This window comes from Marinobacter sp. B-12 (assembly GCF_056857915.1).
Map to the genome: position 1 here is coordinate 119,886 of NZ_JBSXOB010000052.1, position 16,599 is coordinate 136,484.

The window sequence follows — 16,599 nt, forward strand, 5'->3', positions numbered from 1 at the left end:
GCAAGTATCGCCTTACTTAATATACGCGCCACCTCGACGAGGCAAGGTTTTGAAGCGATGCGTCCCCTTCGTCTAGTGGCCTAGGACTCCGCCCTTTCACGGCGGCAACAGGGGTTCGAACCCCCTAGGGGACGCCAATTTCACAGCTTCTTTTTAATGACTCCTCCCTCATACGCAGGTGTCCCGTAACCCCCGCACGTTGACCAGTCTCAAGACATTAACAAATCCTGAACAGCGACACATTTCTCCCGGTTTTTCCTGCATTTGCGAGGCGTTTGCAAGAAACTGCTGCTATAGTCCTGAGAACACCGTCTGACCATTCTCTCTGAAACCTCCCAGGGTGGCTGAAGTATAGGACATGCAAAAACTGTTGACTCGCCTGCAACGATTTCGAACCGGGTCTCCCCTGTCCTTCAGGCTACTCGCGTACATTCTGTTGTTCAGCTCCGCGTTCACGCTGATAGCTTCAGCGATTCAGATATACTCGGATTACCGAAAAGACCTGTCACAGATTGACAATCGCATGATGGTGGTTGAAACCGGGTACACCTCGAGTCTGGCCCGCAGCCTCTGGGCGCTGGACCAAAAGCTCCTCCAAACGCAACTGGAAGGCATACTCAGCCTGCCGGACATTGTTCATCTCAGGCTCAAGATCGAACCGGACTCCGAACTGATCATGGGGGAAATTCCCCGCGACGCAAAAACCACAAGCCATACCTTCAACCTCAACCACCAGGGTGATGAAATGTTCAGCCTTGGCCAGTTGACCATTACGGCAGACCTCAGACGCGTCTTCTCTGATATGCGCCAGAAGGTTGTGCTTGTACTGACCACCCAGTTCCTGAAAACGTTCTTCGTATCGATACTGATCATCTGGATTTTCCAACACTTCGTGGCGCGGCATCTGACCACAATGGCCAACTACGCCCGCAATTTTTCCCTTAGCAACCTGTCAAACCCACTTGAGCTTGATCGACCAAACACCCCCTTGAACCGCAGTGACGAACTGGCCCAGGTCACCGTTGCCATCAACCAGATGCGCGAACGGCTGAATGACGACCTGGACCGACAGGAACGTGATGCTCAGGAAATCCGAAAATTCTCCAAGGCGATTGAGCAAAGCCCCTCCTCGGTACTGATCTGCGATCGCCAATGGCGTATCGAATACGCTAACCAGAAGTTCAGCCAACTCACCGGCTATGCCGCTGCCGCCATCACCGGAAAACACCCGGGCGTGCTTTCAGAGGACGTCCAGGCTCACAGAGAAAACCGCCAACTGTGGAAATCCATCCGGCTTCAGGTTCAACGCGTGGGTGTTTGGCAGGGCGAAATTAACAGTGTCCGCAGGAACGGTGAGCGCTTCTGGGAACAACTGATCGTAACCCCCATCAAGAATTCGAAGGGCGAGGCCACGGGTTACCTGATTCTTGGCGAGGACATCAGCATCCGCAAACGCTACGAGCAACAACTGCTCAGACAGGCCAACTACGACATCCTGACGGGGCTTCCCAACCGAATGCTCGCTCTGGACCGCCTGAAACTGGCTCTTGCACAGGCGAGGCGCGAAAGTTCCCTGGTCGGTGTGATGTTTCTCGACCTGGACAACTTCAAGCACATTAACGACACCCTCGGGCATGACGCTGGCGACAATCTTCTGATTGAAGCTGCACGACGTATTTCCAGCTGTCTGCGGGGCACCAGCACTGTCGCCAGGCTCGGCGGTGACGAATTTCTAGTGATACTTCCCGGCCTGACCGGGCCCGAGGCGACTTCCCAGGTGGCCGAGCGTATCCTGAAAACCTTTGCCCCTCCTTATCTGCTCAACGGCCAGGAAGTGTTCGTTACCACCAGTATCGGCATCTCCATCTTCCCGACTGATTCCGACAACAGCGGTAGCCTACTTCAACACGCCGATGCCGCCATGTATCAGGCCAAACGCAAGGGCAAAAGTGCCTATGCACACTTTGCCCCGGAAATGACGGAAGTCTCCCACGAACGGCTGCAGATGGAATCGTTGATGCGGCGGGCCCTGGAGCAAAAGGAGTTTGAACTCTACTACCAGCCCATTGTTCACACCGATTCCGGCCAACTCTGTTCTGCCGAAGCTCTGCTGCGCTGGAACAACCCCGGTTTGGGTATGGTCATGCCCGATCGGTTTATACCGCTGGCGGAAGAAACGGGCCTGATAACACCGATCGGCGAATGGGTGTTGCAGGAAGCCTGTATGGCGGCCATACGCTGGAAAGAATCCACGGGCACTGACATTGGCATTTCAGTCAACGTGTCTCCCAGGCAGTTCAGGGACCCGGGGTTTATCGACACAGTCATGAATGCCCTCGCAGCCAGTGGGCTGCCTCCCCAGCAACTGGAACTGGAAATCACTGAGCGGCTGATCCTTGATAACACCATAGAAACCGCCGACATCTTACGACAACTGGATCAATCCGGCATTCGCCTGTCGGTCGACGATTTCGGGACCGGATACTCGGCGCTCAGCTACCTCAAGAGCTACCCCTTTGATACCCTGAAAATCGACAAATCCTTTGTTCAGGATGTGATGAAGGAGCAGGAGGACGCCTCACTGGTGAAGGCAATCATCAATATGGCCCACAGTCTTGGCTTGCGTGTGATTGCCGAAGGCGTGGAAGAAGAAGCTCAGACCCACTTCCTGCAACACGAAGGCTGTGACTACTCTCAAGGCTATTTCTACAGCAGGCCCATACCCGAAAATGAGTTTCAGGACTGGCTGAAGACCAATCAGCGCGCCGTCCGATCCAGCACCAACTGAAGCTACTCTGGCGATGGATCAGCTCAGCGCTTCTTGCTCTTCATTCGCGCTTTCTTGCGCACCGGCCGCCCTTTCTTCAGGTCATTGTCCTGTTTGACCTTCTGGCGCGGCGTCAGCCGGCTGACCTTGTTAGCAAACGGGTTTTCACTGGAGCGGAATTCGAAGCGAATGGGCGAACCGTTGACCTTCAGCACTTTACGGAAGGTATTTTCCAGATAACGCTTGTAAGCTCCTGGCAACGCGTCGGTCTGGTTCCCATGCACCACGATCACCGGAGGGTTGGACCCGCCCTGGTGGGCGTATCGCAGTTTTATTCGGCGCCCTTGTACCAGTGGCGGCTGATGTTGTGCGGTCGCATCCTGAAGGATGGCTGTCAGGCGATTGGTGGGCCACTTGGCCATCGCTGACTCATAGCAATCGTGAACCGAATCGTACATGACGCCCACACCGGAACCGTGAAGGGCAGATATGTAGTGCTTGTCGGCATAGTCAAGAAAATCCAGGCGGCGCTGAACCTGCTCCTTTACCTTGGCCCGATCGTCCGGGTCCATGCCATCCCATTTGTTGACCGCAATCACCAGGGAACGGCCTGCATCCAGAACAAAACCAATCAGATGCAGGTCCTGATCCACCAGCCCTTCCCTGGCGTCGATAACCAGGATGACCACATGGGCATCGTCGATGGCCTGAAGGGTTTTAATGATGGAGAACTTCTCCACCACTTCACTGACGTTTTTGCGCCGGCGCACACCCGCTGTATCGATCAGCGTGTACTGGTTATCCATGCGTTCGAACGGGATATAAACGCTGTCTCGGGTGGTACCGGGCATGTCATAGACAATCACCCGGTCTTCCCCGAGCATACGATTAACCAGTGTAGACTTGCCCACGTTCGGCCGCCCGACGATACCGATGCGTATGCCTGGATAGCGATCAGCACGATCTTGCGCTTCCCGCTCCTCCTCGGACGGCAGCAGCTCTTCCAGCATGGAGCGAATGCCCCGGTTATGGGAAGCCGCTATCAGATAGGTGGACTCGAAACCCAGACCGTAGAAATCGGACGCGGCAATATCGGGGTCCTGGCCATCGGTTTTATTGACCACCAGGTGTGCCCGCTTGCCAGTCTTGCGCAGATGGGCAGCGATCAATTCATCGCCGCCATTGAGCCCGGCCTTGCCATCTACCAGAAACAGCACGATGTCTGCTTCCTCGACAGCCTGCATGGACTGGCGCGCCATTTCGGCGTCCAGGCCTTTTTCGTCCCCGGTCAGGCCACCGGTATCAATCACGATAAAGCGCTGCCCTTCGTAATTGCCCTCACCGTATTTACGATCGCGCGTCAAACCGGGAAAGTCCGCTACAAGCGCATCCCGGGACCGCGTCATCTGGTTAAACAGTGTCGATTTTCCCACGTTGGGGCGCCCGACAAGAGCAATTACAGGGGTCATAGTCTTTCGCTACATATTAAACAGGGCCCGCGCTTCACAGCGATAGGGCCGGAAAGGAGCACTCAGTCGAGCGTCCGGAGTTTCAATACCGACAGTTTACCGCTATTGCCATATACAAGAAGGTTACCGTTCTGGAGCCGCTGAAAGGGAACCCGCAGGCCCTCGTCGTCGAACTCAAGCTGGCCCACCAGGCTGCCGTCTTCCAACGACAGCATATGAATGTACCCTTCGAAATCACCAATCAACAGGTAATCCTCAAAAACAACCGGCTGCGTTGGCTGACGCCAGGACAAACGGTCCTGAACCCACAACTCGCGACGGTCGGAACCTCGGTAAGCCGTGATATCACCGTTGGCACCTGCGACAAAAATATTACCGTTGCCGATCATCGGTGACTGCAGGCTGGAGGCAGGACGACTCCAGATTTCCTGGCCGGTTTGAAGGTCGATCAGCGCAAGCTTGCCCTGATAACCCACAATCATCGCTGCACTTTCCAGAATCAACGGCTCACCGGCCACGTCAACAAGCCGTTCAAGTTCGGTACGACCCTGCGGCTGGCCGACTTCATACTGCCAAATGGGCTGACCGGTCTCAGTGGAGATCGCCATTAGCTTGCCGTTGGCCAGTGCGGCCAGCACAAGGTCTGCTCCTACAAGAGGCGACGCCGCTGCGCGTATTGACAGGACCGGGACATCACTATCATATTGCCATGCCTGCTCCCCGGTGGCGGCATCAAATGCCAGCACCTTGCCATCAATTGTCTGGGCCACCACCAGGCGTCCGTTGGACTGGGGAGATGCCAACACCTCGTTAGGCAAAGGCTGCTCCCAGAGCGCGGAGCCATCCTCGCGCGACAGGGCCATCAGCTCAGCATCACGAGATACCACATACAGGTTTCCCTGATCGCCACCAACGCCAGCACTGATTTGCTCGTCAAGATCCCGGGACCAGAAAACTTCGCCGTTCTCCGAACCAACGGCATAAACCTCACCATCGGCCGACGCAGCGTACAATCGGTCGCCGGTATTTAGAGGGGCAAGGTACAGGAACTTGTCATCATGCCCGTCCCCAACGTCCATGGTCCAGACAGACTCAAGTCCGACGCTGGACGAAATTTCCGGAACCGGTGCAGGTTGCTCGAAGGTATCACTGGTGCTACATCCCGCCAGGACAGCCAGTGTCAGTATACCCGCAAGCGAACGGAGCCTTGTGTGCCCGCTAACCAACCAGGGCATCAGACTCCCTCCTCAACACCAAGATCGGATAACTTGAGCTCAAGAATGCCGCTACGGCCCTGCTGGTTCATTTCACGGGCGGCCAGATACGCTTCACGAGCCCCCTCGCGATTACCCTGGGCTAGTAGAATATCGCCTTTAAGCTCGGTAAAAATAGCGCCGAAACTGCCGGTATTGCCCGTACCCTCGATGGTCGCCAAAGCATCTTCGTACTGTTCCGCCGCGAACTGAGCGCGGGCCAGGCGGTTTCGTATAACCAGCGCCAACGCTCCGCTTTCGCCGGCCTTTTCCCGTGCCCAGGTCAGCGATTCGATCGCACCTTCCGGGTCGCCCTGGTCCATAACCTGCTGGCGAGCAAGCATCAACATGCCATAGATAGCGAAGGCGCTGTCGCTGTATTCTTCCCGCAGGCTCTCAGCCACGTAGGCAACGGTATCAGCGCGATTTTCATCGGTCTCATCGCTATAGGCATTGATCAGCTCTGCGAATTGGGAGGCCGCTTCAGTACGCTGCTGCATTTGATGGTTCTGCCAGGCTTGCCATCCGAACACAATTGCCAAAGCCGCACCGACACCGATCAGAAGTGAGCTGCCGTTCTTTTTCCACCAGTCCTTGATTGCCTGGACCGTTTCTTCCTCAGTACGCATTTCAGCCATGATGACTCCTGCAATAGATGTTTATTATGCTGTAGCTCGTCGGCGCGCCATCAGCGGCCAAGCAATTCTTTCAGTGCCACTGCCAGGTCGCCCTGGGCAACGTCTTGCTGCGCCTCATCCGAACGTAACGGCTTGAGGCCGGCCGTCCCGTTGGCAATCTCATTCTCACCCAGAATGACTGCGTAACGGGCGCCACTGCGATCAGCCTTCTTCATCTGACTCTTAAAACTGCCGCCACCGCAGTGGCCCATAACCGTCACGCCCGGCAAGGCATCGCGAAGGGATTCACCCAGCGCCAATGCGGGTGCCACGGTGGATTCGCCCATAGCCGCAACATACACATCGGCATTGCCATTGGCACTGTCTGGCACAAGGTTAAGCGTTTCCAGCAGCAGAATCAGCCGTTCGAGCCCCATGGCGAAACCGACCGCAACCGTTGGCTTGCCTCCCAGTTGCTCCACCAGACCATCGTAGCGACCACCGGCGCATATCGTGCCCTGAGCACCAAGACTGTCGGTAATCCACTCGAACACGGTTTTGCCGTAATAGTCGAGCCCGCGAACCAGCTTTGAATTCACCGTATACTCGATGCCAGCTGCGTCCAGCAACGAGCGCAATTGCCGAAAATGCTCCCGAGACTCATCGTCGAGGTAGTCGTCCAGGCGAGGCGCGTCCACCAGAAGCCTCTGAGTCTCCGGGTTCTTGCTGTCCAGAATGCGCAGCGGGTTAGAGCCCAACCGCCGCTGGCTGTCATCGTCCAACTGGTCCCGGTAATCCGAGAGGTAGGCCACCAGGGCTTCCCGGTATTCCTTTCGGGCGGCCGACGTCCCAATGGAATTGATTTCCAGGCGGGTATGCTCAGAGAGCCCAAGTGCGCGCCATAGCCTGGCGGTCAGTACCAGGAGTTCGGCATCAATATCGGGGCCGGCCATACCAAAGCATTCCACACCAATCTGGTGGAACTGCCGATAACGGCCTTTCTGGGGACGCTCATGACGGAACATGGGGCCGGTGTACCACAGACGACGGGTCTGGTTGAAAAGCAGACCATGCTCCTCCGCGGCACGAACACAGCCGGCCGTACCTTCAGGGCGCAGGGTCAGGCTGTCGCCATTGCGATCCTCGAAGGTGTACATTTCTTTCTCGACGATATCCGTCACTTCGCCAATGGAACGCTTGAACAGGTCCGTCTGCTCAACCACAGGCATGCGGATTTCCTGATAACCGTACTGAGACAGCACTTTCCGAACCGTGTCTTCCACAAACTGCCACACCGGCGTCTGCTCTGGCAGGATATCGTTCATCCCGCGGATTGCCTGGATCTTAGCCAAGTTACTACCTTATCTGTGTCAGTGATTTGACGATCTGCTCTCAGTCGGCCGAGCGGGTAATGATCGTTTCTTCCTTTTCCTTGCGACGGGCCAATTCCTCGCGGATCAGCCGTTCCAGGTCGTCGGTCAGATTGGCATTGTCGAGTTTCTGATTGGGCTTGCCCGCCGCGTAGAACAGGTTCTTGGGGCTGCCGCCGGTCAAGCCCAGGTCAGCAACCTTGGCCTCGCCCGGCCCGTTTACAATACAGCCGATGATGGCAACATCCAGCGACTCGTTGACGTCCTCCAGGCGAGCTTCAAGATCATTCATGGTCTGGATGACATCGAAATTCTGGCGCGAGCAGCTGGGGCACGCGACGAAGTTGATACCCCGACTGCGCAGGCGCAAACTTTTGAGAATATCGAAGCCGACCTTGATTTCCTGCACCGGGTCTGCCGCGAGCGACACTCTGATGGTGTCTCCAATGCCGTCCATCAGCAGCATACCCAGGCCAACAGAGGACTTCACGGTCCCGGAGCGGAAGCCACCAGCCTCGGTAATACCCAGATGCAGCGGCTGTTCGATCTGTGCGGCGATCTGACGATAGGCCGCCACCGTCATGAAGACTTCCGAGGCCTTGAGGCTCACCTTGAAATCCTGAAAATCGTGCTTGTCCAGAATATCGATATGGCGCATGGCGGATTCCACCAACGCCTCCGGTGTGGGTTCGCCATACTTGCGTTGCAGTGCCTTTTCCAGGGAGCCCGCGTTGACGCCAATACGAATCGGGATATTGCGATCGCGTGCGGCGCTGATCACGGCGCTGACACGGTCATCCCGACCGATATTACCCGGGTTGATACGAAGGCAATCAACACCCAATTCAGCCACCCGCAGAGCAATCCGGTGATCAAAGTGGATGTCGGCCACCAATGGTAAAGACACCATTGAGCGAATCTTACCGAAGGCTTCCGCAGCATCCATCGTAGGCACGGAAACCCGCACAATGTCCGCTCCCGCCTCCTGCAGGGCACGGATCTGGCCAACGGTTGCATTCACGTCGCAGGTGTCGGTGTTGGTCATGCTCTGGACAGCAATGGGCGCATCCCCGCCCACGGGAACATCGCCTACCATTATCTGGCGTGATTTGCGTCTTTTGATCGGAGATTCGTGGTTCATATAGCCTGCTAACCGCAAAAGAGGGTTCGAAACGTTCAGATATCCAGTGTGAATTCTGCTCGGTTGTTGACGACCCGATAACCGGAAAGGTCAATCGCCTGACCATCAAATCTTATGGACTCGATGGCATCGACTGCGCCGACAACAACGTCGATAGGCAGTCTGCCTGATACATTAACCCGGTCGCCATCCCGTTGCAGGGAGCCCACCAGGCGATTGCCAGCCGAATCGGTTACCTGAACCCAGCATTCATCGCTGAACGTTATTTCCAGGCGACCACTGCCGACGGCGGCCATTGGCTGGGCGCTCTCCTGAAACGCTGGCTCCGGCTCACTGGTCACCACCGGCACCCGGCTTTCATCAACCGCCTCCACAGCCGACTGCTCAGCAGGTGCGGAATCGTTCTCGATCGTCTGGGTCGCGGAATCAGAGGCCTGTTCGTTCACCTGGGATTCTTCCGGCAGCGCCGTCAATTCGTCATTGTCCTCAACGGCCGGCGCTTCAGCAACCGGCTCGGAAAGACGAACGGTCGCCTCGTCGGTTTCGGGCTCTGGTGACTCGGTACTAACTGTTTCGCTCATCGATGCCACCTGATCGGACGGTTCATTCTGCGTGGCAACGTCCGGTTCCTGAGAACCAGTCGGTTCCTCCGTACCGCCCGCTATACCACCCAGTTCGCCCATAAAACGCAACGCGAGGAATGCGATCACCGCGATGACCAACAGGAGAAGCAGCAACTTCGCAACGCGGCGTTTCCGCCGTCTGCGACGTTCGATATCAATCAACGGATTGGCTTCTTCTGCCTGCACTTTTCGCTGCCGCAGTGGCTCCAGCTCCTCATCCAGCGTCGCAATCACCGCATCCGGATCAAGGTCAACCTGTCGCGCGTAAGTTCTGACATAGCCTTTGAGGAACAGTTCACTGTCGATCTGTTCATACTTCCCGTCCTCTATCGCCTGTATCACCGCCGGACGAAGATGTTGGGCATCGGCCACGGCTGAAACACTGAGCCCCTTCTGCTCACGCGCACGTTTGAGCAAATGGCCCGTTGGCTCATTCAGGCTCGACGGTTGTTGTGCATCATCACTGTCCATTGGATGTCATCACCCTGTATTGTTGGTATTCGACAGAGTTTGGAAAATTGTTTTTCAGCAGAAGTCCGAGGCTTGATTCCCGGTTCCTGTCGCCCAGATGCCGGGCGATGCGAATACCTGTGTAGAGGCTTTCCGGAGAATGGCGGAGATTCTGATTCCGTTGCATCAGCGTCATCAGGCGGCTGTAGTAGCGAGACGCGGCCTGATGTTCTCCGGATTCGACCAATGTCCGTGACAGTGCAAGCAATGATTTTGCGTCACCACGGGATAATTCAACAGCGCGCCGGTACGCCGTCTTGGCGCCCTCAAGGTTGCCAATTCTTTCTTCGGTCAATCCGAGATTGAAGAACACGGAGGCCCTGTCGTTGTATGACGTATCCCTGGAGGCCGCGAGGAACTGTTCGCGGGAATCCTCAAACCGGCCAGCGCCGTACAGGAATGCCCCGTAATAAACGCGCCCACGGGTATACCCCTGATCACTGTCGAGTGACTCCTTGAAGGATCGCTCAGCCAGCTCCGGCTCACCCTCGGCATTGTAGATCAGCCCCATGGCCGCCAATGCCCCGGGGTCATCAGAGTCCAATTCAAGCGCCCGTTCGAGGTGGTGTCGGGCTCTTTCCAGATTATTCTGGCCAATATAGGCGGTCCCCAACTGGACATAATTCCTGATGGCCTTGTCGCGATCTGCCTCGCGGGCAAAACGGCTATCGGTATTGGTCACGCACCCCGCGACAAACGTCGCCAACAACACCACTACAAGCGCGGCCTGCATCCTTTTCACCGAATTAAATGTCACAGTCGGTAATTCCTCTTGAATTGGAAGGTGCATATCAGCACTGGGTTTACGGACTGACCTGCTGCACCTGGATATAACGCTGACTACGCTTGGTGCGGTCTTCCACCATCCCTACCAGTTGGCCACAGGCAGCGTCGATATCGTCACCGCGGGTGGTTCTCACCGTGGCGATGTACCCTGCCTCATTCAGAACTGACTGGAAACGGCGGGTGGCGTTCATACTTGGACGCCGGAAATCGCTCTCCGGGAACGGATTGAACGGAATCAGGTTGATCTTGCACGGAAGACCGCGAAGTACCACTGCCAATTCCCTTGCGTGCTCAGGCTGGTCGTTAACGCCCTCGATTACAGTGTATTCGATGGTTGCCTTTCGCTTGTCCGGCAGACGTGCCAGGTAACGACGCGTTGCTGCAAGCAATTCCGCAATCGGGTACTTTTTATTCAACGGCACCAATTGGTTACGCAACTCATCATTGGGGGCATGGAGCGAAATGGCCAGTGAAACATCGGTAACTTCACCCAATTTATCCAGTGCCGGAACCACACCAGAGGTACTGACGGTGACACGTCGCTTGGAAATGCCGTAGGCCAGGTCCTCCATCATCAGGTTCATGGCATCGACAACGTTGTCGAAGTTCAGCAGCGGCTCGCCCATTCCCATCATCACCACGTTGGTAATCGGGCGATCCGGACCGGGCTCAAAGGGCATGAACGCCTTACGCGCAACCCAGACCTGCCCAATGATCTCAGCAGCGGTAAGGTTGCGGTTAAATCCACGCTTGCCCGTCGAACAAAACGTGCAATCGAGGCTGCAGCCAATCTGCGACGACACGCACAACGTTCCGCGCTCACCGTCAGGTATGAGCACGGTTTCAACACTGTTGCCGTTGTCCATGCGCATGACCCATTTGCGGGTACCGTCTTTGGAGGACTCGTCGTACACCACCTCTGGCCCACGAATTTCCGCAACGGCCTTCAGCTTTTCCCGCAGCACCTTACTCATATTGGTCATTTGGTCGAAGTCATCGGCCCCGCGCTGGTGAATCCATTGCAGCACCTGTGTTGCGCGGAAACGTTTCTCCCCCAGGGACTCAAAAAAGGCCTCCATTTTGGCCTTGGGCATTCCCAAAAGGTTGGTTTTCTCAGCAACAGCTGTCATTTCATAACCTCAATCAAATAACCAATACGGGCCGGACGTATGCCCGGCCCGGTACAGCCTGATCAGCCGCGCGGGCAGATCTCACTGTCATTGAAAAAATACGCAATTTCGCGCTCAGCTGACGCAGCAGAATCTGAACCATGAACAGCGTTGGCATCAATTGAAGATGCAAAGTCGGCACGGATGGTGCCCGCTTCCGCTTCCTTGGGATTGGTTGCTCCCATCAGGTCACGATTCTTCAGGATAGCACCGTTGCCTTCCAGAACCTGAACAACAACTGGGCCAGAGGTCATGAACGCAACCAGATCATTGAAAAACGGGCGCTCCTTGTGCTCGGCGTAAAACCCTTCTGCCTGCTCCTGGGTCAGGTGCATCATCTTCGCGGCGACAATGGTCAGGTCCGCTTTTTCGAAGCGTGAGTAGATTTCGCCGATCACATTTTTTGCGACTGCATCGGGCTTGATAATCGAGAGCGTGCGCTCGTTTGCCATGATCTATCTCCATTAAGGTTCAGAAAAATTTCAGGGTTGGGATTATACGCAGTCCGGAGGCAACTGCCTACCGCACTGAACGGAGACGGGTAACAACGTCAACGATTTGCGCCGCTGCGAAGTCAATTTCCTCTTCCGTTGAAAAGCGTCCAAAGGAAAACCGGAGCGCCCGATGCGCCTGCTCATCATCCAGACCAATACCCTTGAGCACAAACGAAGGCTCAATGGTGGCCGACGAGCAGGCTGAACCGGACGAAACCGCCAGTTCCCGCAAGCCCAGCATCAGGGATTCGGCATCGACACCTGCAAATGAGAGGTTGATGATACCCGGGACCCGATGCTCGGCACTGCCGTTGAGCGTCACACCTTCAAGCCCTTCAAGGCCTGACAGGAAGCGCTTGCGCAGCAATTCCAGTCGCGCCTTCTCCTGCTCCAGTTTTTCACCGGCCAGATCAAAGGCTTTGCCCATGCCGACTATCTGATGCGTGGGCAGTGTCCCGGAACGCATACCCCGTTCATGGCCACCCCCATGAATCTGGGATTCAATTCGCACGTCCGGCGAACGCCGCACATAGAGGGCTCCAATACCCTTGGGCCCATAAACCTTGTGCCCGGACAGTGATAACAGGTCCACCGGCATGCCCCCCACATTCACCTCTGTCTTCCCAGCCGCCTGAGCTGCGTCCACATGAAACAACACACCGCGTTCGCGAAGCATGGCACCGATGGCAGCGATATCTGTCTGGCTACCCAGTTCATTGTTGACCATCATCAGGCTGACCAAAGCAGTATTATTCCGAAGCGCACCTTCGACCTGCTGGCAGGACACACGTCCGTCAGCTCCAGGTTTCAGCCAGGTCACCTCAACCCCCTGCCCTTCAAGCCACTTGCAGGTATCAAGCACCGCCTTGTGTTCAATCATCGACGTCACAACGTGCGGGTTGCTCTTACCTGCGACCGCACCCTTGATGGCAAGGTTGTCGGATTCGGTAGCACCGGACGTCCACACGATCTCACGAGGGTCCGCATGAAGCAGATTCGCCACCTGCCGGCGAGCGCCTTCAACCGCAGCTTCAGCCTGCCAGCCAAAGCCATGGGAGCGGGATGCAGGGTTGCCAAACACGCCATCGGGTGTCAGGTATTTGAGCATTTCTTCAGCAACGGCAGGGTCTACGGGCGTGGTGGCCGCATAATCCAGATAGACGGGCTTTTTCATAGAAGTTTCAGGATAGTCGTTCAGGCCGGCGCCTGATCCGTGAGGCGCTCGGTGTTAATCGTCTGTGAGTCGCCGTCGGAATGGCGCCTGTTCTGCCGGCTGGCAACCACCTGAATCTCCCGCTTTCGCATCAGGTCCCCAAGACTGATATCGCTGAGGAACTGATGGATCTGATCGCTGAGATCAGACCACAGGTGGTGGGTCAGGCATTTTTCGCCATTCTGGCAATCACCCTTGTTGCCGCAACGGGTGGTATCCAGGGATTCACTGACCGCATCGACGACTTCCGCGATAAAGACGGCGTCTGCCTCACGGGTCAGGCGATAACCACCGCCGGGCCCCCGGATACTGGTCACCAGCTTGTGACGGCGAAGGCGGGAAAACAACTGCTCGAGATACGAGAGGGAAATCTCCTGCCGGGCAGATATGTCAGCCAGACTCACCGGCCCCTGATCCCCATGAAGGGCGAGATCCAGCATTGCCGTCACCGCATAGCGGCCTTTGGTGGTCAGTCTCATAACGTCAGCCCCGGTCAGGGATTGATTCGGCTTTAACAACGCCGAGTATGAATTGACCAACCAAAACAGTCAAGTATTCACCGTTGCGACGGCTCGTCGTCCCGCACACAGTCGAAATCCTCTTCCTGCAGCGGCGGCAACTCGCCATTCTGGTACTCACTGTTCACTTTGCGAAGCGCTTTGCACATGTTCTCAATGCGATCATCCACAACGTGCATATGATCCAGCAGGCTGCGCATCGCCCGGGCTACCGGGTCCGGCATCTCCTCGGTCACGCCATAGGCATCAAAGCCCATGCGCTCTTCCATTTCCTTACGCCGGGCGTCATCTTCCCCTTTGCGCTTCACCACCACCCGGCCAGGAATACCGACAACCGTCGCACCCGGCGGAACCTCTTTGGTCACCACGGAGTTGGAGCCAATCTTGGCGCCTTCGCCTACCGTAAACGGCCCGAGGATCTTGGCACCGGCACCCACCACAACACCGTCACCCAGCGTCGGATGGCGCTTACCCTTGTTCCAACTGGTACCACCCAGGGTAACGCCCTGATATAAAGTGACATCGTCACCGATCACCGTGGTCTCACCAATCACGACACCCATGCCGTGATCGATAAAGAAACGCCGCCCGATCGTGGCGCCGGGATGAATTTCAATGCCGGTCAGCCAGCGGGCAATCGAGGAAAACGTTCGTGCTACCCACATCAGACCGAGGCCCCAAAGCCAATGCGAGAACCGGTGGCACATCAGTGCGTGCAAACCCGGGTAATTGGTCAGCACTTCGAAAGTATTGCGAGCGGCGGGATCACGATGAAACACACTGTTCACATCTTCCCTAAGACGTTCAAACATAACCCTATTCCTGTTCACCGGCCGTTGAACCAGCCTTTGACGTATTTTTTGCAGTTTCCGCAGTACCTGCCGACTTCTGCACGGCGGTCAGTATCCCCCGCAGGATGTTGATTTCCATCTGATCCAGTCCAGCACGCTGGAACAGCCGCCGCAACCGCGTCATCAACTGGCGGGGGTTGTCCCGGCGGTGAAAGTCCACATCCACAAGCACCTGCTCCAGATGACTGAAAAAACCCTCTACATCGCGGACGGGCGCGGGCGGCACATCCCAGCCTTCATCCCCAGGCGCCATCATAGGCCTGAGATATGGGCTGCTGCCTCCACCTTCAAGGCCTCTTAGATAATGCATGCGCAATTCATAGCACATTACCTGAACCGCCATGGCCAGATTCAAGGAGCTGTAATCCGGATTTGAGGGAATATGAATGTGGAAATGACAGCGCTGCAACTCGTCATTGCTCAGCCCATGGTTCTCACGCCCGAAGACCAATGCCACCTGCCCCGCTTCCGACTGTTGGGAGGCCTTGGCCGCCGCGTCTGGTGGAGCAATGACCGGCCACGGGACCTTTCGCCCCCTGGCGCTGGTACCCATGACGCACACACAATCGGCAATGGCGTCATCCAGAGTAGAGACAACCGTGGCTTTGTCGAGTATATCGGAGGCGCCCGCCGCACGGGCGTAGGAGGCCTCATCGGGAAAGGACACAGGGTTCACCAGCCACAAATTTCCCATACCCATGTTTTTCATGGCCCTGGCGACCGCACCGATGTTGCCGGAATGGGAGGTCTCAACCAGGACAATCCTGATCTGGTCGTTGTAGGTGTCAGGACCCTCCAGGGGCTTAGCTGGCTTGTGCATGGCGGTAGAATCTCTGTAAAAACTGGAAAGGTACGCATGATAACAGATCCACCCCCTTCCCCGCCTCTCCGGATATGCTCTGATACAGCGCCATCCGTGACATTGCGGATTGGAAAAACATACAAGGCGGGTCAGTTTTTGATATGCTATGCGGCCTTCACACACCCGGATAATGAACACTCAGATGCAACCAGCAATCAAAATGGCCCTGCGCGTCGCGCGTCAGGGGTCCGACTATCTGAAAGCACACTTCGAACGCCAGGAACCCAACGGCGACAGCGAAGACCGCCGCAAGCAACTGGAGCGGGTCGAACAGTCCATTTACGACAATTTTTCCGAACAGCTCGATAAAGCATACAAGGACCACGCCATCGCTCCTTTGAACGAGGCGGACGCCGACGGCAATGACAAGAGCTGGCATATTTTCCCGGTACTCGGGCGTGAGAATTTTTTGCGCGGCATTCCTGACTTCGCCGTTGCGTTGCTGCAAAAGAAGAACAACCGCACCGAGAACCTGCTGCTGATCAACCCGGTTACCGGTGAAGAATACTCCGCCAGCCGTGGCCATGGGGCCGCGCTCAACAGCCGGCGAGTGCGTACCAGCGACGTCAAGCATGCCGACCGAGCAGCCGTGGTCAGCAACCTTCTCGACCAGACCCGCTCTTCTGACGACCCACTGATGTGGGGCGAGATGGCATCCTTGCTTGCACGTGACAGCAGCCTGTTTCGAACCGCTGGTTGTGTAGCCCTTGATATCGCCCGGGTGGCATCCGGCCATCTGGACGCCGCAGTCATTTTCCGCCCTGAGCCGGCTGACCTGGCCATCGGCGTCACGTTGGCACTGGAGTCCGGCGCCCTGACCGGCGACTTCTCCGGAAATCCTTCGACGGAAAAAGCAAAGCAGTTGATCGTCGCAAACCCCAAGCTGTTCCGGGAAGTGCTCAAAACACTTCACCCGTTCCGGGGCCGACTGCCTCGCTAGGCATAAAGGCCAAAAG

At 56.5% G+C, this 16,599-nt stretch carries 15 protein-coding genes and 1 tRNA gene; 3 read left to right on the forward strand and 13 right to left on the reverse strand.

All coding sequences use genetic code 11. The annotated features are described in order from the left end of the window. Window positions 1–61 precede the first annotated feature (61 nt). A tRNA-Glu gene (locus tag AC13D2_RS09935) sits at window positions 62–137 on the forward strand. A 221-nt stretch (window positions 138–358) separates the two neighbouring features. After that, on the forward strand, window positions 359–2,788 hold the full coding sequence (locus AC13D2_RS09940; RefSeq protein WP_292050361.1) for a bifunctional diguanylate cyclase/phosphodiesterase: 2,430 nt from the start codon (window positions 359–361) through the stop codon (window positions 2,786–2,788). 23 nt (window positions 2,789–2,811) lie between these two features. Here AC13D2_RS09940 and der read toward each other — a convergent pair whose 3' ends face one another. The 13 genes from der to trmJ form a co-directional block, all read right to left on the reverse strand. After that, window positions 2,812–4,236 (reverse strand): ribosome biogenesis GTPase Der, encoded by a 1,425-nt coding sequence (gene der / locus AC13D2_RS09945; protein ID WP_292050360.1) that lies wholly within the window; start codon window positions 4,234–4,236, stop codon window positions 2,812–2,814. 62 nt (window positions 4,237–4,298) lie between these two features. Beyond that, complete coding sequence (bamB, locus tag AC13D2_RS09950) at window positions 4,299–5,471, reverse strand: outer membrane protein assembly factor BamB (protein WP_292050359.1); 1,173 nt, start codon at window positions 5,469–5,471, stop codon at window positions 4,299–4,301. Continuing rightward, the gene (locus tag AC13D2_RS09955) at window positions 5,471–6,127 is read right to left on the reverse strand and encodes a YfgM family protein (RefSeq protein ID WP_292050358.1); all 657 of its coding nucleotides are present in this window, start codon (window positions 6,125–6,127) and stop codon (window positions 5,471–5,473) included. Before AC13D2_RS09955 ends, bamB begins: the two co-directional genes overlap by 1 nt. Window positions 6,128–6,177: 50 nt before the next feature. After that, entirely contained in the window at window positions 6,178–7,458 is a 1,281-nt protein-coding gene (hisS, locus tag AC13D2_RS09960; protein ID WP_292050357.1) for a histidine--tRNA ligase, read from the reverse strand. A 40-nt stretch (window positions 7,459–7,498) separates the two neighbouring features. Then, complete coding sequence (gene ispG / locus AC13D2_RS09965) at window positions 7,499–8,617, reverse strand: flavodoxin-dependent (E)-4-hydroxy-3-methylbut-2-enyl-diphosphate synthase (RefSeq protein WP_292050356.1); 1,119 nt, start codon at window positions 8,615–8,617, stop codon at window positions 7,499–7,501. 35 nt (window positions 8,618–8,652) lie between these two features. Continuing rightward, window positions 8,653–9,711, reverse strand: a complete 1,059-nt coding sequence (locus AC13D2_RS09970; protein ID WP_292050355.1) for a RodZ domain-containing protein — start codon at window positions 9,709–9,711, stop codon at window positions 8,653–8,655. Continuing rightward, entirely contained in the window at window positions 9,701–10,483 is a 783-nt protein-coding gene (gene pilW / locus AC13D2_RS09975; RefSeq protein WP_286811989.1) for a type IV pilus biogenesis/stability protein PilW, read from the reverse strand. The genes AC13D2_RS09970 and pilW overlap by 11 nt, the downstream gene beginning before the upstream one ends. A 70-nt stretch (window positions 10,484–10,553) precedes the next feature. Next, window positions 10,554–11,666 carry a dual-specificity RNA methyltransferase RlmN gene (gene rlmN / locus AC13D2_RS09980; protein WP_007152368.1) on the reverse strand — a complete coding sequence of 371 codons (1,113 nt, stop codon included), beginning with the start codon at window positions 11,664–11,666 and terminating at the stop codon, window positions 10,554–10,556. A gap of 62 nt (window positions 11,667–11,728) precedes the next feature. Next, on the reverse strand, window positions 11,729–12,157 hold the full coding sequence (gene ndk / locus AC13D2_RS09985; RefSeq protein WP_286811978.1) for a nucleoside-diphosphate kinase: 429 nt from the start codon (window positions 12,155–12,157) through the stop codon (window positions 11,729–11,731). A 67-nt stretch (window positions 12,158–12,224) separates the two neighbouring features. Next, on the reverse strand, window positions 12,225–13,373 hold the full coding sequence (locus tag AC13D2_RS09990; RefSeq protein WP_286811979.1) for an IscS subfamily cysteine desulfurase: 1,149 nt from the start codon (window positions 13,371–13,373) through the stop codon (window positions 12,225–12,227). 20 nt (window positions 13,374–13,393) lie between these two features. Further along, window positions 13,394–13,891 carry a Fe-S cluster assembly transcriptional regulator IscR gene (gene iscR, locus AC13D2_RS09995; protein WP_286811980.1) on the reverse strand — a complete coding sequence of 166 codons (498 nt, stop codon included), beginning with the start codon at window positions 13,889–13,891 and terminating at the stop codon, window positions 13,394–13,396. 77 nt (window positions 13,892–13,968) lie between these two features. Then, on the reverse strand, window positions 13,969–14,742 hold the full coding sequence (gene cysE / locus AC13D2_RS10000) for a serine O-acetyltransferase (RefSeq protein ID WP_267285172.1): 774 nt from the start codon (window positions 14,740–14,742) through the stop codon (window positions 13,969–13,971). 4 nt (window positions 14,743–14,746) lie between these two features. Next, complete coding sequence (gene trmJ / locus AC13D2_RS10005; RefSeq protein WP_286811982.1) at window positions 14,747–15,601, reverse strand: tRNA (cytosine(32)/uridine(32)-2'-O)-methyltransferase TrmJ; 855 nt, start codon at window positions 15,599–15,601, stop codon at window positions 14,747–14,749. Between the two features lie 184 nt (window positions 15,602–15,785). On the opposite strand from trmJ, the gene AC13D2_RS10010 reads away from it, so the two are divergent. Further along, complete coding sequence (locus AC13D2_RS10010; RefSeq protein ID WP_127401116.1) at window positions 15,786–16,583, forward strand: inositol monophosphatase family protein; 798 nt, start codon at window positions 15,786–15,788, stop codon at window positions 16,581–16,583. The last annotated feature ends 16 nt before the right edge of the window (window positions 16,584–16,599 follow it).